The sequence below is a fragment of the Clostridium sp. genome, assembly GCF_018372875.1.
In the GTDB taxonomy this organism is placed as follows: Bacteria; Bacillota; Clostridia; order Clostridiales; family Clostridiaceae; genus Clostridium.
Window position 1 is genome coordinate 1 of the sequence record NZ_JAHAIF010000012.1, and the last position, 23249, is coordinate 23249.

General features: G+C 31.3%; 19 protein-coding genes. 18 read left to right on the forward strand and 1 reads right to left on the reverse strand.

Annotation, left to right across the window (positions count from 1 at the left end):
- Window positions 1-129: 129 nt before the first annotated feature.
- The gene (locus tag KIB46_RS05835) at window positions 130-2778 is read right to left on the reverse strand and encodes a cation-translocating P-type ATPase (RefSeq protein WP_291671159.1); all 2649 of its coding nucleotides are present in this window, start codon (window positions 2776-2778) and stop codon (window positions 130-132) included.
- A gap of 314 nt (window positions 2779-3092) precedes the next feature.
- Between KIB46_RS05835 and KIB46_RS05840 the strand changes: the two genes are divergently transcribed.
- The 18 genes from KIB46_RS05840 (at window position 3093) to gltA (ending at window position 23165) form a co-directional block, all read left to right on the forward strand.
- Window positions 3093-4160 (forward strand): mannose-1-phosphate guanylyltransferase, encoded by a 1068-nt coding sequence (locus KIB46_RS05840; protein WP_156561003.1) that lies wholly within the window; start codon window positions 3093-3095, stop codon window positions 4158-4160.
- A 358-nt stretch (window positions 4161-4518) separates the two neighbouring features.
- Window positions 4519-4878 (forward strand): metalloregulator ArsR/SmtB family transcription factor, encoded by a 360-nt coding sequence (locus KIB46_RS05845; protein ID WP_156561004.1) that lies wholly within the window; start codon window positions 4519-4521, stop codon window positions 4876-4878.
- 16 nt (window positions 4879-4894) lie between these two features.
- Window positions 4895-7072 (forward strand): heavy metal translocating P-type ATPase, encoded by a 2178-nt coding sequence (locus tag KIB46_RS05850; RefSeq protein ID WP_291671160.1) that lies wholly within the window; start codon window positions 4895-4897, stop codon window positions 7070-7072.
- A gap of 544 nt (window positions 7073-7616) precedes the next feature.
- Window positions 7617-8180, forward strand: coding sequence for a manganese efflux pump MntP family protein (locus KIB46_RS05855; protein ID WP_156561006.1), 564 nt, complete (start codon window positions 7617-7619; stop codon window positions 8178-8180).
- Between the two features lie 186 nt (window positions 8181-8366).
- The gene (locus tag KIB46_RS05860; RefSeq protein WP_156561007.1) at window positions 8367-8999 is read left to right on the forward strand and encodes a redox-sensing transcriptional repressor Rex; all 633 of its coding nucleotides are present in this window, start codon (window positions 8367-8369) and stop codon (window positions 8997-8999) included.
- Between the two features lie 288 nt (window positions 9000-9287).
- Window positions 9288-10073 carry a short-chain-enoyl-CoA hydratase gene (locus KIB46_RS05865; RefSeq protein WP_156561008.1) on the forward strand — a complete coding sequence of 262 codons (786 nt, stop codon included), beginning with the start codon at window positions 9288-9290 and terminating at the stop codon, window positions 10071-10073.
- Between the two features lie 34 nt (window positions 10074-10107).
- On the forward strand, window positions 10108-11247 hold the full coding sequence (locus KIB46_RS05870; protein ID WP_291671161.1) for an acyl-CoA dehydrogenase: 1140 nt from the start codon (window positions 10108-10110) through the stop codon (window positions 11245-11247).
- A 14-nt stretch (window positions 11248-11261) separates the two neighbouring features.
- Window positions 11262-12041: an electron transfer flavoprotein subunit beta/FixA family protein gene (locus KIB46_RS05875; RefSeq protein WP_156561009.1), complete on the forward strand. Its 780-nt coding sequence runs from the start codon at window positions 11262-11264 to the stop codon at window positions 12039-12041.
- 22 nt (window positions 12042-12063) lie between these two features.
- A complete protein-coding gene (locus KIB46_RS05880; RefSeq protein WP_156561010.1) occupies window positions 12064-13071 on the forward strand; it encodes an electron transfer flavoprotein subunit alpha/FixB family protein in 1008 nt (335 codons plus the stop codon).
- A gap of 33 nt (window positions 13072-13104) precedes the next feature.
- The gene (locus KIB46_RS05885) at window positions 13105-13953 is read left to right on the forward strand and encodes a 3-hydroxybutyryl-CoA dehydrogenase (protein ID WP_156561011.1); all 849 of its coding nucleotides are present in this window, start codon (window positions 13105-13107) and stop codon (window positions 13951-13953) included.
- 165 nt (window positions 13954-14118) lie between these two features.
- A complete protein-coding gene (locus KIB46_RS05890; RefSeq protein WP_156561012.1) occupies window positions 14119-16839 on the forward strand; it encodes a sigma-54-dependent transcriptional regulator in 2721 nt (906 codons plus the stop codon).
- A gap of 224 nt (window positions 16840-17063) precedes the next feature.
- Window positions 17064-17477 carry a PTS sugar transporter subunit IIA gene (locus KIB46_RS05895; RefSeq protein WP_156561013.1) on the forward strand — a complete coding sequence of 138 codons (414 nt, stop codon included), beginning with the start codon at window positions 17064-17066 and terminating at the stop codon, window positions 17475-17477.
- A 25-nt stretch (window positions 17478-17502) separates the two neighbouring features.
- The gene (locus tag KIB46_RS05900; protein ID WP_156561014.1) at window positions 17503-18288 is read left to right on the forward strand and encodes a PTS sugar transporter subunit IIC; all 786 of its coding nucleotides are present in this window, start codon (window positions 17503-17505) and stop codon (window positions 18286-18288) included.
- Window positions 18281-19072: a PTS system mannose/fructose/sorbose family transporter subunit IID gene (locus tag KIB46_RS05905; RefSeq protein WP_156561015.1), complete on the forward strand. Its 792-nt coding sequence runs from the start codon at window positions 18281-18283 to the stop codon at window positions 19070-19072. Before KIB46_RS05900 ends, KIB46_RS05905 begins: the two co-directional genes overlap by 8 nt.
- A 19-nt stretch (window positions 19073-19091) precedes the next feature.
- Window positions 19092-19571, forward strand: coding sequence for a PTS sugar transporter subunit IIB (locus KIB46_RS05910; protein ID WP_291671162.1), 480 nt, complete (start codon window positions 19092-19094; stop codon window positions 19569-19571).
- Window positions 19572-19717: 146 nt separating this feature from the next.
- Window positions 19718-20626: an N-acetylmuramic acid 6-phosphate etherase gene (gene murQ / locus KIB46_RS05915; protein WP_291671163.1), complete on the forward strand. Its 909-nt coding sequence runs from the start codon at window positions 19718-19720 to the stop codon at window positions 20624-20626.
- 255 nt (window positions 20627-20881) lie between these two features.
- Window positions 20882-21778 (forward strand): sulfide/dihydroorotate dehydrogenase-like FAD/NAD-binding protein, encoded by an 897-nt coding sequence (locus KIB46_RS05920; RefSeq protein WP_099329866.1) that lies wholly within the window; start codon window positions 20882-20884, stop codon window positions 21776-21778.
- A gap of 1 nt (window position 21779) precedes the next feature.
- Window positions 21780-23165, forward strand: a complete 1386-nt coding sequence (gltA, locus tag KIB46_RS05925) for an NADPH-dependent glutamate synthase (RefSeq protein ID WP_291671189.1) — start codon at window positions 21780-21782, stop codon at window positions 23163-23165.
- Window positions 23166-23249: the final 84 nt, after the last annotated feature.

The window sequence follows — 23249 nt, forward strand, 5'->3', positions numbered from 1 at the left end:
CTTATGCTCAAAAATAAATATTTTGGAAATAAATACATATAAAGTTATGAATAAAATTTAAAATTATAAAAATAAGGCTGTATCAGCCTAAGGTAAAAACCTTAATCTGATACAGCCCCTACTTTTGCATTAAATACTTAAGTTTTTTTCTGCATTTTTTGATTCAGCTCTATCACTATCTTTAGCAAATACCTTGTACACTTGGATTATAAGTGTTGGTAAGAAAGCTAATAAGTATATAGCTAAAACTAATGAACCACTTAACTTAGCAACTTGGAATAAGCTTTGTAGTGGTGGTATAAATAGTACTGCATTTAAGAATACTAATCCAGCTACAAATGCATACCAGCTAAATTTATTAGAGAATATCCCAAGGGCAAATACAGATTTCTTACCTCTGCAGTTAAATCCGTGGAATAATCTAGCTAAACATAAAGTAGAGAATGCCATTGTGCTTGCAACTTCATGGTTTCCAGTAGATAAACCAATGTGGAAAGCAATTATAGTAAATAGTGCGATTAATAAGCCTTCAAATGCTATTTCTATCATAAAGTCCTTTGTTAAGATAGATTCTTTGCTATCTCTAGGTTTATCCTTTAATAGATCCTTATTTGATTTTTCCATACCTATTGCAATAGCAGGAAGTGAATCAGTTAATAGATTTATAAATAATAAGTGAACAGCCTTGAATGGCACTGGTAAAGCCATGATTGAAGCGTATAAAACAGCTATTATACCTGACATATTACCAGATAGTAAGAACTTAATAGAGTTCTTTATGTTTCTATAAACATTTCTACCATTAGTAATAGATTTAACTATTGTAGCAAAGTTATCATCTGTAAGAATCATTGAAGCAGCATCTTTAGAAACTTCAGTACCTGTAATACCCATTGCAATACCAATATCAGCTTGTTTTAAAGCAGGAGCATCATTAACACCATCACCTGTCATAGCAACAATTTTTCCTTTATTTTGCCATGCATCTACTATACGAATCTTGTTTTCAGGTGAAACTCTAGCATAAACAGATATATGAGAAAGTTTTTCGCTTAATTCTTCATCAGACATTTTATCAAGTTCAAGACCTGTTACAGCCATATCACCTTCTTGAAGAATACCAATTTGTTTAGCAATAGCAGAAGCAGTTATTTTGTGGTCACCAGTAATCATAATAGGTTTTATACCTGCCATGATACAGTCCTTAACAGCTTCGGCAGACTCAACTCTTGGAGGATCTATCATTGAAATTAATCCTAAGAAAGTGTAGCTATTTTCATCATCTAGACTTAATTCTTTTTCAGAATCTAATTCCTTATATGCGAAAGAAAGAACTCTAAGACCATTTTCTGATAAGTATTGATTTGTATTTAAAATTCTATCTTTATCAGCTTGGGTTATTTCTTTAACACCTTCAGAAGTTTTTATATGAGTGGTTCTATCAAGAAGAACATCTAATGCACCTTTTGTATACATAACATATTTATTATCTATGTAGTGCAATGTACTCATTAGTTTTCTGTCTGAATCGAAAGGAATTTCTTTTAATCTCTTAAATTCATCTCTTAAATCTTGTTCTTTTAATGAATGAACATGTCCTAAGTTAACAAGAGCAACTTCAGTAGGATCACCTATTTCTTTACCATCTACAGAAGTGGAGTCATTACAAAGAATTGCGGCTCTCATTAAATCCTTTTGAACTAGGTTGTCATTAAATTTTATGTCTCCTGATTCAATTAAGCTGTTATCAACAAAAATTTGTTTTGTAGTCATTTTATTTTGAGTTAATGTACCTGTTTTATCTGAACAGATGATAGATACACAACCAAGTCCTTCTACAGACTTAATATTTTTAATAATTGCATTTTCTTTAGCCATTTTTTGAGTACCTAAAGCTAGTACAATTGTAACAATAGAGCTTAAGGCTTCGGGAATAGCGGCAACAGCAAGTGCAACAGCAAACATTAATGATTCTAATATTTCAGTTTGTCTATATACGCTTAAACCAAATACAATAATACAAATTATTAAGATAATTGTAGCAAGCTTTTTACTGAAGTCATCTAAAGTTATTTGAAGAGGAGTCTTCTTTTCTTTAGTTTGTTCCATTAAAGTAGCTATTTTTCCAAGTTCAGTTGTCATACCTGTATTGGTTACTACAATAAGAGCACGTCCATAAGTAACTAGTGAACTTGAGAATACCATATTTTTTTGGTCACCAAGTGCAACTTCTTCACTATCAATTACATCTTCAAATTTATTAACACTTTCAGATTCACCAGTAAGTGCACTTTCATTTACTTGTAATGAGAAGCTTTCAATTATTCTACCATCTGCAACAACTAGGTCTCCAGCCTCTAATATAACTATGTCTCCAGGAACAACTTCCCTTGAAGGTATCTCTATCTTTACACCATTTCTTATAACCTTAGCATTAGGTGAAGAAAGTGCTTTTAAACTATTAAGAGACTGTTCTGCTTTTACGTTTTGTACTGTACCTAAAATAGCGTTCATAATAATAACGGCAAAAATTACAAGTGTACTTTCAGCATCTCCTGTAGCCATAGAAATAAGTGCGGCTACTATTAAGATTCCTACTAAAAGGTCCTTAAATTGTTCTAAGAAAACAACTAATACACTCTTTTTCTTTTTTTCTGTTAATTCATTAAATCCATTTTCCTCTTGGGATTTATTTACTTGTTCAGTAGATAAACCTTCTTTAGTCACGTTAAAGTGATTTAAAACATCCGTGGCTGATTTTGAAAAAAACTTGTCCATAATATCTTCTCTCCTTTTTTGAGTAATAAAAAAAGACCCCTAATATAATTTACGCGTTGCGAAAATTATATTAAAAGTCTGGTAACCTTGATTATTAGGTATATAACACCAGGTTAAAATAACCGCGATTGTTGATGTTATATTTTAAACTACTCCCTCTTAATAAAGAAATTTATATTTGATTATATTTTTATAATAAATTGGAAATGTAAAAATGTCAAGAAACTAAGTTGAAAGTTGAAAAAATTATTAAATACACAAAGTGATAAATAGTTCATATACTATAATATAACATTACATGGAGTTGAAAAGTTGTGATATACGGGCTGATTTTAGCTGGAGGAAAGGGTAGTAGACTATACCCCCTATCAAGAGCCGATCAACCAAAGCAGTTTTTAAAACTAATTAACGATAATAGTTTCTTAGTTAATACTGTGGATAGGATTGTACCTTTAATAAGTAGAGAGAATATTTATGTAGTAACTAATAGAGACTATGAGGATAAAATAAGAAACGAGTTAAGTGATATTAAAGAAGAAAATGTTTTTACTGAACCAAGTAATAAAGAAACTGCTACATGTATAGGTCTTTCAGCTGTTAAGCTTTTAAAGAAAGATGGAGATGCAGTTATGGTTGTTCTTCCATCAGATCATTATATTGAGAATGAAAAAAATTATGTAGAAACATTAAATCAGGCTGTAGAGTTAGCTAATAGAAGAAGAGGAATAGTTACTTTAGGAATAGAGCCAACTAGACCAGAAACAGGGTATGGATATATTGAAATGGGAGAAAGAGTTAGTGGGAATATTGCCACTTATAAAGTAGCTAGATTTACAGAAAAACCAAATGTAGAAGTTGCTAAAGACTTTTTAGTTAAGGAAACCTATCTTTGGAATTCTGGAATGTTTGTTTTTAGAGCTGATGTAATATTAAGAGAGATTGAAAAATATTTACCTAAGATGCATAAGGCTTTAATGGAAATATATAAGCATGTTGGAGAAGAAGATGAGGAAGAAGTTATAAAGGAACAATATGAATTAATAGATGGTATTTCAATAGACTTTGGAGTAATGCAAAAAACTAGGAAGGCATATGTAATTAGATGTGATTTTCCATGGGACGATATAGGAAGTTTTTCAGCATTAAGCCGATTTTTAATGAGTTATAGGAGTAATAATGTTTCTAAAAATGTTTATCTTGAAGAGTGCGAGAATTGTTCAATATTTGGAGAGAAAAACTTAATTATTGGACTAGGAGTAAAAGATTTAGTTGTAGTAGATGCAGGGGATGTTATATTAGTTATGGATAGGGCCAGGGATCAAGAAATAAAACATTTATTAAATAATTTAAGTAAAAATGAAGAGTACCATAGGTTTCTATAAAGTATAGTCGTTACATTGTGTAACGGCTATACTTTTTTACTGTCTAGGAAAATATAAAATTTCAATTAGCTATAAATCAAAGGTATTATTAGATTTTCATATTAAAAAATATAAAATAAAGGATAGTAATTTTATAATTTCCTTACATTAAGTAAGAAGGGAATAGATATTTATTTTTCTGTGACTTGGAGCTTGCGACGGAACAAGCAAAATAAATATCCGCTACACACTTTTTATTTTTCTTACCTTTAGTAGGATTGTGGAAAATAAATCAAAAATATTGTTGACAAATGCACTCGGGATTCATATAATAAAATTAACATATGAACAGATGCTCATACGTTAGGAGGAATTTAAAGTGGAAAATAATAATTTAGAAAAATGTAGTTGTAATATAATTCATGGTGATGTTGTTGTAGAAGTAAAAGACAAGCTACCTAGAGAGGAAACTTTATATGATTTAGCAGAGTTTTTTAAAGTTTTTGGTGATTCAACAAGAATAAAAATAATATGTGCCTTATTTGAGGCTGAAATGTGTGTGTGTGATTTGTCGGCTTTATTAGGAGTTTCGCAATCAGCAATTTCGCATCAGCTTAGAACCTTAAAAAGTGCAAGACTAGTAAGGTATAGAAGAGAAGGGAAAATTGTATACTATTCATTAGATGATGAACATATTAAGCATATTTTTGATGAAGGTTTAAGACACATAACTGAATAGAAAATAGGAGGGTATTATGGCAAATGAAATAAAATTATATTTAAAGGGACTAGATTGCGCTAACTGTGCAAATAAGATAGAGAATAAGGTAAACAAATTAGAAAGCGTAGAAGAAGTTGTTTTGAACTTTTCATTAAGTTTATTAATAGTAAACTTAAAGGAAAACAGTGATGTAAATAAAGTTGAAGAAGAAATAAAGACTATAGTAAATAAGCTTGAACCTCATGTTATAGTATCAAAATATGATAATAATATAAAAGAAAAGAAAAATGTATGTACTAGTGAATGTTGTGATGGACATGCACATAATGTTGAAGAGAAACATGAAGAAAGCCATGAGCATAATCATAGTGAAGGTATCTCTTTAAGAGATAAAGTATCCTTAGCAATAGGATTTATATTATTTGCTATTGCTATATTTATTGGAGAAGAAAAAAGTTATGTTCCATATATATATGCATTAAGTTATGTATTAGTGGGAGGTAAAGTTGTATTAAGTGCCATTAGAAATATATTTAGAGGGCAAGTATTTGATGAAAATTTCTTAATGACAGTTGCAACTTTAGGTGCTTTTGCTATAGGTAATCATCCAGAAGGTGTAGCAGTAATGATTTTCTATGAAATAGGAGAACTATTCCAAAGCTATGCAGTTAATAGGTCAAGAAAATCAATATCTTCTCTTATGGATATTAGAGCAGATTATGCAAATTTAATCATAGATGGAGAAGAGAAAAAGGTAGATCCTAGTGAAATTAAAATAGATGATGTTATAGTAATTAAACCAGGTGAGAGAGTTCCTTTAGATGGTATTGTTATTGAAGGAAATTCTTCCTTAGATACATCAGCTTTAACTGGTGAATCATTACCAAGAAATATTGAACTAAATGATGAAATATTAGCAGGGGTTATTAATTTAACTGGTGTAATAAGAGTAAAAGTAACAAAAGAATTTGGAGAATCAACTGTATCTAGAATTTTAGAATTAGTACAAAATGCAAGTAGTAAGAAAGCTCAAACAGAAAAGTTTATAACGAAGTTTGCTAGATATTATACTCCAGTAGTAGTATTATCAGCAGTTGCATTAGCTATAATACCTCCACTAGTAGTTGATGGTGCATTATTTTCAGATTGGCTATATAGAGCTTTAATATTTTTAGTAGTGTCTTGTCCTTGTGCGTTAGTTGTTTCTATTCCTTTAGGATTATTTGCTGGAATAGGTGGAGCCTCTAAAAATGGAGTTTTAATAAAAGGTGGAAATTATCTTGAAGCTTTAAAAGATGTAGAAACAGTTGTTTTTGATAAAACAGGAACTCTTACAAAGGGTGTTTTTAAGGTTGTAAAGATTAATACAAATAATATAGAAGAAGCTGAGTTGTTGAGAATAGCAGCAACAGGAGAAAGTTTTTCTAATCATCCTATTGCACAATCTATATTAAAAGCTTATGGAAAAGAAGTAGACAAATCTATAATATCTAATTATGAAGAAATTTCAGGAAATGGTATTAAGGTTAATATAGATAGTAAAGATGTTTTATTAGGAAACTATAAACTTATGAATTCTAATGGAATTAAATATAATAATAGTGAAGAGATTGGAACAGTAGTTCATGTAGTTGTTGATAATGAATATAAAGGTAATATTGTAATAGCTGACGAAGTAAAAGAAGATTCTAAAGAAGCTATAGAAATGTTGAAAAAGATTGGCGTTAAGAAATGTGTAATGTTAACTGGTGATAATAAAAAGGTAGCAGAAAAAATTGCAGAAGAGTTAGGATTAGATGAAGTATATGCTGAATTACTACCAACAGATAAAGTTGCTATGGTTGAAAAGCTATTAAAGGAAAAGTCAGAAAAGGGAAAATTAGCTTTTGTAGGTGATGGAATTAATGATGCCCCAGTTCTAGCGAGAGCAGATGTTGGGGTAGCTATGGGAGGCATTGGATCTGATGCTGCTATTGAAGCGGCAGACGTAGTACTAATGAGAGATAACCCGTCATCATTGGTTGATGCTATAGAGATAGGAAGAAAGACAAATAGAATTTTATGGCAAAATATAATTTTTTCACTTGGAGTTAAAATTGCAGTATTAATTCCAGCAGCTATTGGAATAGCAAATATGTGGGAAGGAGTATTTGCAGATGTAGGGGTTACTTTAATAGCTGTATTAAACTCTATGAGAGCTTTGAGGAAATAAGTGGATTAAATATATTTGTTGACAAAGTTTGTCGATAAAAGTATAATTATTAACGTTGAAATTAGAAACTTTCAGGCATGAGGGAGTAGCATGCAGAGATGTTTTATCTCTGTAATAAGGCCAACATACTGATGATATAATCATCTGGCTTTGTTTTAAATTGTGAGACTTATGTATAACGGATTAGGGTTGCGTTATACATAAGTCTTTTTTTACTGTCTAGACCAAGTATAAAATTTCAATTAGATATAAATCAAAGGTATTATTACATTTTCATATTAAAAAATATAACATAAAGGATAGTAATTTTATAATTTCCTTACCTTTAGTATGGGTGGGGTGGATATTTGTTTTGATGTGACTTGGAGCTTGCGACGGAACAAGCAAAATAAATATCCGCTACACATTTTTATTCTTTAGGAAATTATATTTGTAATTAAATTGGAGATAAGTTTAATATTTAAATGCTAATAAAGTTTATTCATTAGTGTTTATAATGATAAAAAATGTATAAAATAAATATGTGCTATTTAGGAGGGAAAATATGAGTGTTATATCTATTTTAATGATAGGATTGGGGTTAGCTATGGATGCTCTAGCTGTTTCGATTACTATTGGTATTAATTCTAATAAAAAAAGTAAAATAAAGATGGCTTTTAAAGCTTCTTTATTTTTTGGTGCTTTTCAAGCTATTATGCCTTTTATAGGTTGGGCTGTAGGCAGAAACTTTACTAAGTATATTGAAATGATGGATCATTGGATAGCTTTTATTTTATTAGCTATTATTGGTGGGAAGATGATTTATGAAGCGTTAAAAGGAGAAGAGAGTGAAGAAGAGAAAACTTATTCAAATAAAACATTATTAATATTAGCTATTGCTACTAGTATAGATGCATTGGCCGTAGGAATAAGCTTTGCTTTTTTAAATGTAAATATATTATTAGCAATATTAATAATAGGAATAGTAACAGCTATTTTAAGTTTTATTGCTGTGTATATAGGTGAAATGTTAGGAGAAATCTTTAAGAGTAGAGCAGAGATATTCGGAGGCGTTGTTCTAATTTTAATAGGATTAAAAATATTAATAGAACATCTTTTGAAACAGTAATACGAAAAAACGACAAAATTCATGCTCGCTGTATTGAAAGTGAAAATATTATTTAAGAAAAGTAATGGATTAATAATGAAGTTTTATGGTAATATAATAAATGGTGTATTAGTTGCGTGGAAAGTAAGGTGTAGAATTTACATAACTTTGTTAAAAAATAGATAAAATTTAGAGAGAAGGTGCAGTATGGAAAAGAAAAAAAATATTTCTATGGCTGTAATTAAACGTCTGCCAAAATATCATAGATATTTGAATGAATTAATGAAAAATGATGTAGATAGAATATCATCAAAAGAATTAGGTGAAAAGATAGGATTTACAGCATCTCAAATACGTCAAGATTTAAATTGCTTTGGTGACTTTGGGCAACAAGGATATGGGTATAATGTTAGAGAATTATATAATCAAATAAGTAGCATTCTTGGATTAAGTCAAAAATATAATACTGTAATTGTAGGTGCAGGTAATATAGGGCAAGCAATTGCAAATTATAAGTTTGATAAACAAGGTGTAAATTTAGTTGGAATATTCGATGCAAATCCTAAGCTAGTTGGACTTAAAATAAGGGATATTGAAATAAGTGAAATAGATACTTTAAAATCTTTTTTAAGTAAGAATAAAATAGATATAGGTATAATTTGTGTTCCAAGAATAAATGCTCAAAAGGTCTGTGACGAAATGGTAGATGGTGGAGTTAAGGGAATTTGGAATTTTGCTCCTGTAGATTTGACAGTACCAGAAGATGTAAGAGTTGAAAATGTTCATTTAAGTGAAAGTTTAATGACACTTATTTATTTATTACACAGTAATAATGAATAAAAATAGAAAAAATATCCTTGGTTATAGCTTATAAAATTAACATAAAATCTCAATTTGATATTGAAAAAAAATTAACAAGGTATTATAATCGTAATTGAAGTTTGTTAAAAACTTCAATTATTTTTTTATCTAAGTTTGTTATATTATTAACAAAAATAATAAGAAAAAGTATTTATTTTCAGACAATTCGACAGACTCATGCTACTATTTGATGTATAATATTGGAGAGTTTGTAAAATTAAAAAAGATTAAGAAAAATAAGAGTGTAAATAAGGAGGATATGAGGGGATGGAATTAAAAAACGTGCTTCTTGAAAAAGAAGAGCATTTAGCTATTGTTACTATTAATAGACCAAAAGCTTTAAATGCATTAAATTCAGAAACATTAAAGGATCTTGACACAGTTCTTGATAATTTGGAAAATGATAGCAATATTTATGCTGTTATATTAACTGGGGCAGGAGAAAAGTCTTTCGTTGCAGGTGCTGATATAGCAGAAATGAGAGATTTAAATGAAGAACAAGGTAAAGAATTTGGAATGCTTGGAAATAAGGTGTTCAGAAGATTAGAAAAGTTAGACAAGCCTGTAATTGCAGCGATATCAGGATTCGCTCTTGGTGGTGGTTGTGAATTATCAATGGCATGTGATATAAGAATAGCTTCAGAAAGAGCAAGATTTGCTCAGCCAGAATCAGGTTTAGGAATAACTCCTGGATTTGGGGGTACTCAAAGACTACCAAGAATAGTTGGGTTAGGAAAAGCAAAAGAAATGATTTATACAGGAGCTATGGTTAAGGCAGATGAAGCCTTAAGAATAGGACTTGTAAATAAGGTAGTTCCTCTAGAAAATCTTATGGAGGAAGCTAGAGCTATGGCTAATGCAATAATTGTTAATGCGCCAATAGCTGTTAAGTTATGTAAGGATGCTATTGATAGAGGTATGCAAGTAGATATAGATAGAGCAATTGAAATAGAGGCAGAAGACTTTGGAAAATGCTTCAGCACAGAAGATCAAACAGAAGGAATGACTGCATTCTTAGAAAAGAGAGCAGAGAAGAACTTCCAAAACAAATAAATTGTTTTTTTAAATATAAGGAGGGTCAAATCAAATGGATTTCGAATTAACTAGAGAACAACAATTAGTACAACAAATGGTTAGAGAATTCGCAGTAAATGAAGTAAAACCAATAGCTGCAGAAATTGATGAAACAGAAAGATTCCCTATGGAAAATGTTCAAAAAATGGCTAAGTTAGGAATGATGGGTATTCCGTTTTCTAAAGAAGTAGGGGGAGCAGGCGGAGATGTTCTTTCATACATAATCGCTGTAGAAGAATTATCAAAGGTATGTGCAACAACAGGAGTTATCCTTTCAGCTCATACATCACTATGTGCTTCAGTTATCAATGAACATGGTACTCCAGCACAAAAAGAAAAGTATTTAGCAGATTTATGCTCTGGTAAGAAGATTGGTGCTTTCGGTTTAACTGAACCAGGTGCTGGTACAGATGCAGCAGGACAACAAACTACTGCAGTTTTAGATGGAGATCACTATGTATTAAATGGGTCAAAGATATTCATAACAAACGGTGGAGTTGCTGAAACTTTCATAATTTTTGCTATGACAGATAAGAGCCAAGGTACAAGAGGAATATCTGCATTTATAGTAGAGAAAGACTTCCCAGGATTCTCAATAGGTAAGTTAGAAAACAAGATGGGTATTAGAGCATCATCTACTACTGAGTTAATAATGGAAGATTGTATAGTACCAAAGGAAAACTTAATAGGTAAAGAAGGTAAGGGATTTGGTATAGCAATGAAGACTCTAGATGGAGGAAGAATTGGTATAGCTGCTCAAGCTTTAGGTATAGCTGAAGGTGCTTTTGAAGAAGCAGTGGCTTATATGAAAGAAAGAAAACAATTTGGTAAGCCACTTTACACTAAGCAAGGTTTACAATGGTACATGGCAGAAATGGATGTAAAGATAGAAGCTGCTAAGCAATTAGTATACAAAGCTGCTATGAGAAAACAAAATGGACAACCTTATTCAATAGATGCTGCTAGAGCTAAGTTATTTGCAGCAGAAATAGCTATGGATGTTACAACTAAGGTAGTTCAAATCTTTGGTGGATATGGTTACACTAAGGAATATCCAGTAGAAAGAATGATGAGAGATGCTAAGATAACTGAAATCTATGAAGGAACTTCAGAAGTTCAAAAGATGGTTATTTCAGGTAGCTTATTCAGATAGGAGGAAGTTATAAGATGAATATAGTAGTTTGTGTAAAACAAGTTCCAGATACAACAGTTGTTAAGATAGATCCTAAGACTGGTACATTAATAAGAGATGGTGTTCCATCAATTATTAATCCAGAAGATAAGCATGCATTAGAAGCAGCATTACAATTAAAAGAAGCTCATGGTGGAAAGGTTACAGTTGTTTCAATGGGACTTCCAATGGCTAAGGCTGCATTAAGAGAAGCTTTATGTATGGGAGCTGATGAAGCTATCCTTTTAACAGATAGAGTGCTAGGAGGAGCTGATACATTAGCAACTTCAAAATCTCTAGCTGGAGTAATTAAGAAGTTAGATTATGATATAGTATTTGCAGGAAGACAAGCTATCGATGGAGATACAGCGCAAGTTGGTCCAGAAATAGCTGAACACTTAAATATTCCTCAAGTAACATATGTTCAAGATGTAAAAGTTGAAGGTGATTCTTTAATAGTTAACAGAGCACTAGAAGATGGACATCAAATAGTAGAAGTTAAGACTCCATGTCTATTAACTGCAATCGAAACATTAAATGAACCAAGATACATGAATGTTGGTAATATTTTTGCAACTAGTGACAATGATATCAAGGTTATGAGTGCAGAGGATATAGATGTAGATAAGTCAGAATTAGGTCTTAAGGGTTCTCCAACAAAGGTTAAGAAGTCAATGACTAAGGAAGTTAAGGGAGCAGGAGAACTAGTTAAAGAAGGCGCTAAAGAAGCTGCAACTTATGTTTTAGGAAAATTAAAAGAAAAACACTACATCTAAGATAATAGGAGGGTAATTTATTATGAATATAGCAGATTACAAAGGCGTTTGGGTCTTTGCTGAACAAAGAGAAGGACAATTACAAAAAGTATCTTTAGAATTACTTGGTGAAGGTAGAAGAGTAGCAGATAAATTAGGAGTAAAGTTAACTGCTTTATTACTAGGACACAATGTAGAAGGATTAGCAAAAACTTTAGGTGAACATGGTGCAGATGAAGTTTTAGTTGCTGATGATAAGAATTTAGAACATTATACAACTGATGCTTATACAAAGGTTATTTGTGATTTAGCAAATGAAAGAAAGCCAGGAATATTATTTGTAGGAGCTACTTTTATTGGTAGAGATTTAGGACCAAGAATAGCTGCAAGATTAACAACAGGATTAACTGCAGACTGTACTTCAATAGATGTTGAAGTTGAAACTGGAGATCTTTTAGCTACAAGACCAGCATTTGGTGGTAACCTAATGGCTACAATCGTATGTCCAGAACATAGACCACAAATGGCTACAGTAAGACCAGGTGTATTTGAAAAGGTAAATACTGATGCTTCAAACTGTAAGATTGAAAAAGTAGAAGTTAAATTAGCAGATAGTGATATTAGAACTAAGGTTCTTGAAATAATCAAGGAAAAGAAAGATATAGTTGATATATCTGAAGCAAACATTATAGTATCTGGTGGTAGAGGTGTAGGATGTAAAGAAAACTTTGCTTTACTACAAGAATTAGCAGATGCTTTAGGTGGAGTTGTTGCAGGTTCTAGAGCAGCAGTAGAAAAGGGTTGGGTTGAAAATGCTTACCAAGTTGGACAAACTGGTAAGACAGTTAAGCCAACAATCTATATAGCTTGTGGTATTTCAGGAGCTATCCAACACGTAGCTGGTATGCAAGATTCAGAATTAATTATTGCTATCAATAAAGATGAAACTGCTCCAATAATGCAAGTTGCTGATTATGGTATAGTTGGAGATGTTAAGAAGGTAATACCTGAATTAATAGCTCAAGCTAAAGAAATGAAAGCAGCTGAATAATATAAAAATATTGAGTTTTTAGGAGGAATAAAAATGAAAAAAGTTTTCGTACTTGGTGCTGGAACAATGGGTGCTGGAATAGTTCAAGCATTCGCACAAAATGGATTTGAAGTTATAGTAAGAGATATTAAAGATGAATTCGTTGAAAGAGGAATAGCTGGAATAAATAAGAGCTTAAGCAAATTAGTTGCTAAGGAAAAAATGACAGAAGAAGTTAAGGAAGAAATACTTTCTAGAATTTCTGGAACAACTGATATGAGCTTAGCTGCTGATTGTGATTTAGTAGTAGAAGCTGCTATAGAAAATATGAAGATTAAGAAGGAAATATTTGCAGAATTAGATTCGATCTGTAAGCCAGAAACAATCTTAGCTTCAAATACATCTTCTTTATCAATAACAGAAGTTGCTAATGCTACAAAGAGAGAAGATAAGGTTATAGGAATGCACTTCTTTAATCCAGCTCCAGTAATGAAGCTTGTTGAAATTATAAGAGGCGCTAAAACTTCTCAAGAAACTTTTGATGCAGTTAAAGAAATGTCTGAAGCTATAAAGAAGGTACCAGTAGAAGTTGCTGAAGCGCCAGGATTTGTAGTTAACAGAATTCTTATTCCAATGATTAATGAAGCAGTTGGAATTTATGCTGATGGAGTAGCATCTGTAGAAGATATAGATACTGCTATGAAATTAGGAGCTAATCACCCAATGGGGCCTTTAGCTTTAGGAGATCTTATAGGTTTAGATGTATGTCTTGCTATAATGGATGTTCTTTATAATGAAACTGGAGATTCTAAGTACAGAGCTCATACTTTATTAAAGAAGTATGTTAGAGCTGGATGGTTAGGAAGAAAGACAGGAAAAGGATTCTACGATTATTCAAAATAATATATCCTTAATATATTAAATGTAAAAAATAGACAAGTGTTGTTTTTTTAAGCAAATACTTGTCTATTTTTATTATAATTATATTCAGCAACAGTAGATAGGTGACAAAAATATTATGGGATGATAATGTATACATATAATAAACTATAGGATGGGTTAAAAAATATGGCAAATAATAAACAAAAGGTAGAAGAGATATTAAAGAGATTAACTGAAGATAATAATAGGAAAGAAGATTTTTGTGGAATAGATACATTAACTATTGCAGAAGAGTTAGATTTAAGAAGAAATGTTGTAAGTCAGTATCTAAATGAATTAGTTGATGAGAAAAAAGCTATAAAATCGAGGACTAGACCAGTTTTATTTACATATATAAACTCTAATGAAAAAATGAATTCATCTGGAAATGATGGAGAGGATATTTTTAGAGAATTAGTTGGATATAATGGAAGTTTAAAAACTGCTGTAAAGCAATGTAAATCAGCGGCGTTTTACCCTAGTAAAGATATGTCGGTATTATTAACTGGGCCAAGTGGTGTTGGTAAGAGTTTTATAGCTAACTTATTACACAAATACGCAGAACAAAGAGGAAGGATAGGGGAGGGAGCCCCTTTTATTGTATTTAATTGTGCTGATTATGCTGATAATCCAGAATTACTTTCAGCAAACTTGTTTGGCTATAAAAAAGGTGCCTTTACTGGTGCAGACAAAGACCATATAGGTTCATTAGAGTTAGCGGATGGTGGATATCTATTTTTAGATGAAGTACATAGATTATCTCCCGAAGGTCAAGAAAAACTTTTTGTTTTTATGGATAAAGGGTTGTTCAAAAGAGTTGGTGAAAGTAAGGCGGAGAGAAAAGCTAATGTAAGATTTATTTTTGCAACTACAGAAAGTCCTGAAGAAACATTACTTGAAACTTTCACAAGAAGAATTCCGCTAGTGGTAAATATACCTAAGTTAAGAGATAGACCTATTGATGAAAGATTAACAATGATATATAAGTTTTTTAGTATTGAGGCGAAGGAAATTGATAAAGATATTAATGTAAGTAAGGATGTAATAAACTATATTTTATCGCAAAAGAAAGCTGGAAATATAGGGAGTTTAAAGAATTTAATTAAGCTTTGTTGTGCGTGGTCTTATAAAGACCAACAAGATGAGGAGATAATCATAATAGGAAAAGAATATCTAAAAGATTTAGAAGGTGTAGAAAAAAATAATGTAAAACAGTTTTTTTATGATGATTTTATGTACATAAGTAGTAAAGGGGAATGTTTAAAAGAAATTCATACAATAAGTAATGATAACTTCATAAGAATAAATGAAATTATATATGAAGTAGAAAAAGTGTTAAATGAATATATACAAAATAAAGTATCAATAGAAGAGTTAAAAAAGAAAATAAATATAGAACTTAATAGAAGTCTTGGATTGATGGTTTATGAGGAGAGTTCTAATGAAGGAAATGATTTAATTGAGAGTTTATATCTAGATACAGTAACCAATACCCTAAAAGCTGTTGAAGGAACGTACGGAATTAAATATTATGGCAATACATCTAAAATAATAACAAAAATTTTATTGTATTTTAAAAATAATAACTTAGATGTACTATCTAATAGTAGCTTTAATAGTATAAATATCATAAAATCTATAGTTGCTAAAAAATTAAGTAAAGCATCTATTGTGGCAGAGAAACTTATAAGAAATCTAGAATCTAATTTAGATTATAAATTAGACCCTAGAATTGAGTTAATTATTTTAATGTATTTTTTTGCTATGATGAATAATGAAAGTACTCAAATTAATGCTATTATAGTTGCTCATGGATATTCAACAGCTAGTAGTATAGCAAGTGTAGCAAACCAAATGTTTGAACAGTTCATATTTGAAGCATTTGATATGCCAGTGGACATGTCTCCTATAGAAGTTAAGAATCAAATAAAGCAATATATAAGTGGTATTGATACTTCTAAAGGAACTATTATTTTAGTAGATATGGGTTCTTTAGTAAATATAGATAGAGATTTAAGAGATGTAATAGAGGGAGATCTTGGGATAATTAATAATATAACAACAAATATAGCCCTCGATATTGCAGGAAGAATAATTAATGGGCAAGACGTTCGTTCAATGATAGAAGGAATAGAAAAAAATAATGTGCTGTCTTGTAAGTATATAGAGGGAAAGAAAAAGAAGAAAGCTATTTTGACTACTTGTATATCTGGAATTGGTACAGCTGTTAAGCTTAAAAAACTAATAAGAGAGTGTATTGGAACTGCTGATATAGAAGTGAAGGAATATGAATACTCTAAATTAAGCTTAATGGGAAAAGAAGATAAGATTTTTAGCGATTATGATGTTAGATTAATTATTAGCACTACTAAGATAGATATTGATGGGGCAGAATGTCTTCTTTTACAAGACCTTATGAGTGGGGATAGTGATGATATTTTTGTTAATGCTTTAAAAGAAATAACATTGGATAAAAATATTGATATGATTCGTCAAGACTTAGTAAAAATGTTTTCTATGGAAAATCTTGTGTCTAGGATGACTATATTAAATCCAGGAAAAATAATTAATGAGGTAGAGGATATTATAATTAATTATGAAAGAATACTAGGAGCAATATTCTGTAGCGAATTAAAAATGACTTTATATATACATGTTAGTATACTTATAGAAAGATTAATGCTAAAACAAGGGTTAGAGTTTGAGATTGGTGAAAGAGATTACGAAGATAAAAATAATAAATTCATTGAAATAACTAATAAGATTTTTAATCCTTTATTAAGAGAATATAATTTAAGTATTACCACCAAAGAAATATCTATAATTCAAACTATTATAGAATCAAGAATAGGAAAAATAGAATTATAAATTTAAAGGCATGACACTTGTAAATAGTGTCATGTCTTTTTAGGTTTTGTAGGTATGACAGAAAGAAACTGAGTGTGACACTAGAATTTTATGAAGTTTTTTGAATTGAAAAGTGGCTATTTTACTAGATTTCTTGTATGTAAATTTAAATAATAAAAAGTTGGCACGTTAATTGCTAATATAAATAAGTGTGAAAATCAAATAGAGAAACAGGAGGATAAAGAATGTACAAAATAATTATAGCAACACATGGTCCTTTAGCAGAAGCATTTAAATCAACATTAAAGATGTTTACAAATGATATAGACGATGTATATTCTGTAGGCTTAACTGAAACTGGTGTTGAAGAGTTCAAGGAAAAAATAGATAACATAATGAAGGAAGCTTACGAAGATGGGAAAGAAATTCTTGTTTTAGCTGACCTGTTTGGAGGAACTCCATTCAATACAGCGATGTTAGAAATCAAAGGTAAATATAAAAATGTAGAAGTTATAGCAGGAATTAATTTACCTTTATTAATTGAAGCAACTTTATTAAGAGGTGGAGATTTAAAAAGTTCAATGGAAAGTTTAAAAACTTCAGCTCAAGATGCAATTATGATTCCACCATCATCTGCTGTAGATGATGATGATGAATAGAAAAAAATCATAGGAGGATTTTTATATGCAAATACAATTATGGCAAATCATTATTCTGGGCCTATTAGGTGGTATAGCTCAATGGGACGAAACAAATATGAAAATTGGATTTAGAAATCCAGCAATTACAGGACTTATTGTAGGACTTATTTTAGGAGATGTAAAAACAGGTTTATTAGTGGGAGGAACTCTTCAATTAATGACATTAGGTATAGGCAGTTACGGTGGAGCAACAATTCCAGACTACGCAACAGCAACGATTATTGCAGGAGCACTTGCAATCTCAACAGGTCAAGGAGTTGATTTTGCAATAGGTATAGGTGTACCAGCAGCATTATTACTAGTTCAACTTGATGTATTAGCAAGAATGAGTAACGTATTCTTTCAACATAAGGCAGAAAAATATGCTGATGAAAGAAAATATAACAAAGTAGAATTAATGAACGTTTTAGGTTTATCGACTTGGATGATTTCAAGATTTGTACCAGTATTTATTTGTTTATACTTTGGAGAAGGTTTAGTACAAACATTACTTAGTTCATCACCAGAATGGTTAATTGGTGGATTAAAAGCAGCAGGTGGAGTATTACCAGCTTTAGGTATAGCTTTATTACTTAAATACTTACCAATTAAAGCTTACGCTCCATACTTAATAGTAGGATTTGTTTTAGCAGCATTCTTCAACTTACCAATGTTAGGAGTAGCTTTATTAGGATTTGCAGTAGCTTTATATAACTTCAAAAAAGCAACTGATGCAGATGCAAAAGCAGTAAATGTAGGATTCGCAGGAGGTGCAGACGAAGATGAATAAATTAAGTAATAAAACAATTAACAAAGTTTTCTATAGGTGGTTATTCGCGTCACAAACAGCATGGAACTATGAAAAAATGCAAGGTTTAGGATACTGTTATTCAATGCTACCAGCATTAAGAGAGATATATACTAATGAAGATGAATTAAATGCAGCAGTTAAGAATCATTTACAATTCTTCAACTGTAATATAGTAACAGGACAATTCATATTAGGAGCAGATTTAGCTATAGAAGAGGCAGAGGGAGCAAAATCAAGAGAAGCAGTTGCAGCAATTAAGACTGGTCTTATGGGACCTTTAGCTGGTATAGGTGATACATTATTCGGTGTTACTTTAAACACTGTATTTGGTTCTATTGCAGCTTATATGGCATTAGAAGGAAGTTCAATTGGATGTTATATGTGGATTTTAGCTAACATAGCTAAGATTATAATCAGTAAAGGTTTTATAAAAGCTGGATACAAACAAGGTGCCAAGTTAGTTGCATCGGTAGGAAATGTATTAAAAAATATTACAGATTCAGCTTCAATGCTTGGACTAATGGTAATAGGTGCTTTAATACCAACGGTTGTTAAGGCAACAGTACCATATGTTTATACATCTGGAGAAGCTCAATTAGTTGCTCAAGAAATCTTAGATAAGATTATGCCAGGGTTAGTACCAGTAGCAATTGTTGCATTAACTTACTGGTTATTAGGTAGAAAGAAAATGAATTCTACAAGGGTTATTTTAATTCTTATCGTATTGTCAATAGTATTGTTTAATTTAGGAATTATAGCATAATATTTGGAGGTTTTTAATAATGAAAGGGATAGTTCATATTAGAATAGATGATAGATTAATACACGGACAAGTTGCAGCCTTCTGGACAAATTCATTATCAATAAGCAGAATTATGGTTGTTAATGATGAGGTTGCAGCAGATGAAATGCAAAAATCTTTATTAAGAATGGTAGCGCCAGCTTCAGTTAGAACTTCTATTATTAGTAAGGAAATAGCAATTAAGAATATTTCTGCAGGTAAATATGAAGGACAAAGAGTTTTGTTAATAGTTAAGAATCCTAAAGATATTTGGGAATTAAAGCAAGCGGGATTAGACATAACTTCATTTAATGTTGGAAATATGGCTGCAAAAGAAGGAACAAGATCAATAAAGAGATCAGTAAATGTTACTGATACTGATGTGGAATATTTCAATAAGCTATTAGATGCAGGAGTAGATATATCTGCTATAATGGTTCCTGATGATCCAGATTGTAAGTTAAAAGATATTTTAAAATAGCAAAGATAAATAGGAGAATGACTTTAGGTGAATGGTGAAGTAGTAGCAATGAATAGTAACATATGTAATTTCGAAGAAATTGCTAATTATTCTTCATCTTCACTATTAACTAAAAAAGTCATTCTTTTTTAGTAGGAGGATAAACCATGGTAAAAGTTGATTTAGGGAAATTAGATACTGAAAGAGTTAATGAAAATACAAAGAATATAGATAAATTATCAACATTGGATATGATTAAACTTATTAATGAAGAAGATCATAAGGTGGCAGAAGCTGTGAAAGAAGATGTGGAAAACATAGCAAAGGCTGTGGATTTAATTCATGGAAGGTTGATAAGAGGGGGAAGACTTATATATGTAGGAGCAGGAAACTCAGGAAGGCTTGGTGTTTTAGATGCTTGTGAATGTCCACCTACATTTGGAGTTGAACCTGGTGTAGTTGTTGGTGTCCTTGCAGGGGGATACAATGCTACTGTCTATGCTCAAGAAGGATCAGAGGATTTTGAAGAACTATCTATAGAAGAATTAAAGAAGTTAAAGGTAAATGAGAATGATGCAGTGGTGGCTTTAAGTGCTTCTGGTAGAACTCCTTATGCAAAAGGGGCATTAAAGTATGCAAAGGAAGTAGGTGCAGCACATATAGCTGTTAGTTGTAGTAGAAATGCAGAACTTTCAAAGTTTGGAGAAGTTGCTATAGAAGTTGTAACTGGTGCGGAGGTCATTACAGGATCAACAAGACTTAAAGCAGGTACAGCTCAGAAGATGATTTTAAATATGCTATCAACAGGTTCTATGATTAAGAGCGGTAAAGTTTATGGTAACTACATGGTAGATGTAAGAGCAGGAAATGATAAGCTTGTTGAAAGAAGCAAGAAGATAATTGTTGATTGTACGGGAGTATCTAGGGAAGAAGCTGAAAAGTATTTAGAAATAAGTGAAGGGAAAGTAAAGCTTGCTGTTTTTATGATTCTTTCTCAATTAAATAAGGAAGAAAGTATCAAAGTTTTAGAAGAAAATGATAATACAATTTATAAAGCACTACAAGCTATAAAGTAGTTATATGATTTTTGCATTTAAAAAGACGTCAAGGCGTCTTTTTTTATTACTATGGGTTTGCAGTGAACAACTAATTGTAGATGATAAATTAGTATACCTGTAAATATAGTTAATGGTGTTTCTAGCTATTAGAAATTAAGAGATTGTATCAAAATATATTTTTAGGTACAGTCTCTTTTGCTAATTTATTGATAAAGTGAAAGGTATTATTGTATAATATACTATAAAATACCAAATAAGCAAAAGCATGGGGGGATGAAAGTGTTTAAAATAACTAACAAGAGGTTATTGACAGAAAATATTTATCTTATGGATGTTGAAGCACCAAGAGTTGCTAAATCTGCTCATCCAGGACAATTTGTAATTGTAAAAATAGATGAAAAGGGAGAAAGAATTCCATTAACTATTTGTGATTACGATGCAAATAAGGGGACAGTAACTATTGTTTTTCAAACATTAGGAGCATCAACAAAAGAAATGGCAGAGTTAGAAGTTGGGGAATACTTTAGGGATTTTGTTGGTCCTTTAGGACAAGCATCAGAAATGGTGCATGAAGATTTAGATGAATTAAAAAAGAAAAATATCCTATTTGTTGCAGGTGGAGTTGGAACAGCTCCTGTATATCCACAGGTTAAATGGTTATCTGAAAGAGGTATTAAGGCAGATGTTATAGTTGGGGCAAGGAATAAAGATATTGTAATTTTAAAAGAAGAAATGGAGCAAGTGGCAGGAAACTTATACATAGCTACAGATGATGGATCTTCTGGATTTAAAGGATTAGTAACAGACAAAATAAAAGATTTAATTAATAATGAAGGAAAGAAATACGATTTAGTAGTAGCAATTGGACCTATGATAATGATGAAATTTGTTGCTCTACTTACAAAAGAATTGAATATTCCTACAATAGTAAGCATGAATCCAATTATGGTAGATGGTACAGGAATGTGTGGTGCATGTAGAGTTACTGTAGGAGGAGAAGTTAAGTTTGCATGTGTTGATGGTCCAGAATTTGATGGACATCTAATAGATTTTGATGAAGCTATGAGAAGACAATCTATGTACAAAACTGAAGAAGGAAGATCAGCTTTAAAGTTAGCTGAAGGAGACACCCATCATGGTGGATGTGGACATTGCGGAGGTGAAGAGTAATATGCCTAATATGAAGAGAGTACCAATTACAGAACAAGCACCTAAGGTAAGAGCTACAAATTTTAAAGAGGTTTGTTTAGGATATACTAAAGAGGAAGCAATGGAGGAAGCATCAAGATGTTTAAACTGTAAAAATCCAAGATGTGTTTCTAAGTGTCCGGTAAGTATAAAAATACCAAGGTTTGTAGAACAAGTTAAATTAGGAAACTTTGAAGAAGCAGCTAAGATTATAGCAGAATCATCAGCCTTACCTGCTGTTTGTGGAAGAGTATGTCCTCAAGAAAGTCAATGTGAGGGACAATGCGTTCTTGGCATTAAGGGGGAAGCTGTTGCAATAGGTAAGCTAGAAAGATTTGTAGCAGACTGGTCTAGGGAGAATCAAATAGACTTATCTGAAACATTACCTGAGAATGGTAAGAAGGTTGCTGTTATAGGAAGCGGTCCTGCAGGTTTAACATGTGCAGGTGATTTGGCTAAATTAGGATATGATGTTACAATATTTGAAGCTTTACATGAAGCTGGTGGAGTTTTAGTATATGGAATACCAGAATTTAGATTACCTAAGGATACTGTAGTTAAAACAGAAATAGACAATGTTAAAAGATTAGGAGTAAAGATTGAAACTAATGTTATTATAGGAAAGACTATAACAATAGATGAATTATTTGAAAATGAGGGATTTGAAGCAGTATTTATAGGTTCAGGTGCAGGATTACCTAAGTTTATGGGTATACCTGGCGAAAATTCAAATGGTGTATTTTCAGCTAATGAGTTCTTAACAAGAAATAATCTGATGAAAGCATATAAAGAGGGATACTCAACTCCAATTAGAGCAGGACAAAAAGTTGCTGTAGTTGGTGGAGGAAACGTTGCTATGGATGCAGCAAGAACAGCCTTAAGACTAGGTGCTGAAGTGCATGTAGTATATAGAAGAAGTGAAGCTGAATTACCAGCAAGAGTTGAAGAAGTGCATCATGCAAAAGAAGAAGGTGTTCTTTTCGATATTCTTACTAATCCAACGGAAATATTATGTGATGAAAAAGGTTGGGTAAGTGGAATGAAATGTGTAAGGATGGAGTTAGGAGAACCTGATGAATCAGGAAGAAGAAGACCAGTAGAGATTAAGGATTCTGAATTTATTTTAGATGTAGATACAGTAATAATGTCTCTTGGAACTTCGCCAAATCCTTTGATATCATCTACTACAAAAGGATTAGAAATAAATAAAAGAAAATGTATAGTAGCATCTGAAGATACTGGATTAACTTCAAGAGAAGGGGTATTTGCAGGTGGAGATGCTGTAACTGGAGCTGCTACTGTAATATTAGCAATGGGAGCTGGTAAAAAAGCAGCAGCAGGAATTCATGAATACTTATCAAATAAATAGAAAAATTTAAGTGGAATTAACCCTAAATGTGATGGATTTTTAGTTATATATCACATTTAGGGTTTTTAACTTATAGACCAGCTA

Coding starts and splice junctions, on each gene's coding strand:
- KIB46_RS05835 (WP_291671159.1), bottom strand. CDS start 2,778: ATGGACAAGTTTTTTTCAAAATCAGCCACGGATGTTTTAAATCACTTT.
- KIB46_RS05850 (WP_291671160.1), top strand. CDS start 4,895: ATGGCAAATGAAATAAAATTATATTTAAAGGGACTAGATTGCGCTAAC.
- KIB46_RS05855 (WP_156561006.1), top strand. CDS start 7,617: ATGAGTGTTATATCTATTTTAATGATAGGATTGGGGTTAGCTATGGAT.
- KIB46_RS05860 (WP_156561007.1), top strand. CDS start 8,367: ATGGAAAAGAAAAAAAATATTTCTATGGCTGTAATTAAACGTCTGCCA.
- KIB46_RS05865 (WP_156561008.1), top strand. CDS start 9,288: ATGGAATTAAAAAACGTGCTTCTTGAAAAAGAAGAGCATTTAGCTATT.
- KIB46_RS05870 (WP_291671161.1), top strand. CDS start 10,108: ATGGATTTCGAATTAACTAGAGAACAACAATTAGTACAACAAATGGTT.
- KIB46_RS05875 (WP_156561009.1), top strand. CDS start 11,262: ATGAATATAGTAGTTTGTGTAAAACAAGTTCCAGATACAACAGTTGTT.
- KIB46_RS05880 (WP_156561010.1), top strand. CDS start 12,064: ATGAATATAGCAGATTACAAAGGCGTTTGGGTCTTTGCTGAACAAAGA.
- KIB46_RS05885 (WP_156561011.1), top strand. CDS start 13,105: ATGAAAAAAGTTTTCGTACTTGGTGCTGGAACAATGGGTGCTGGAATA.
- KIB46_RS05890 (WP_156561012.1), top strand. CDS start 14,119: ATGGCAAATAATAAACAAAAGGTAGAAGAGATATTAAAGAGATTAACT.
- KIB46_RS05895 (WP_156561013.1), top strand. CDS start 17,064: ATGTACAAAATAATTATAGCAACACATGGTCCTTTAGCAGAAGCATTT.
- KIB46_RS05900 (WP_156561014.1), top strand. CDS start 17,503: ATGCAAATACAATTATGGCAAATCATTATTCTGGGCCTATTAGGTGGT.
- KIB46_RS05905 (WP_156561015.1), top strand. CDS start 18,281: ATGAATAAATTAAGTAATAAAACAATTAACAAAGTTTTCTATAGGTGG.
- KIB46_RS05910 (WP_291671162.1), top strand. CDS start 19,092: ATGAAAGGGATAGTTCATATTAGAATAGATGATAGATTAATACACGGA.
- murQ (WP_291671163.1), top strand. CDS start 19,718: ATGGTAAAAGTTGATTTAGGGAAATTAGATACTGAAAGAGTTAATGAA.
- KIB46_RS05920 (WP_099329866.1), top strand. CDS start 20,882: ATGAAAGTGTTTAAAATAACTAACAAGAGGTTATTGACAGAAAATATT.
- gltA (WP_291671189.1), top strand. CDS start 21,780: ATGCCTAATATGAAGAGAGTACCAATTACAGAACAAGCACCTAAGGTA.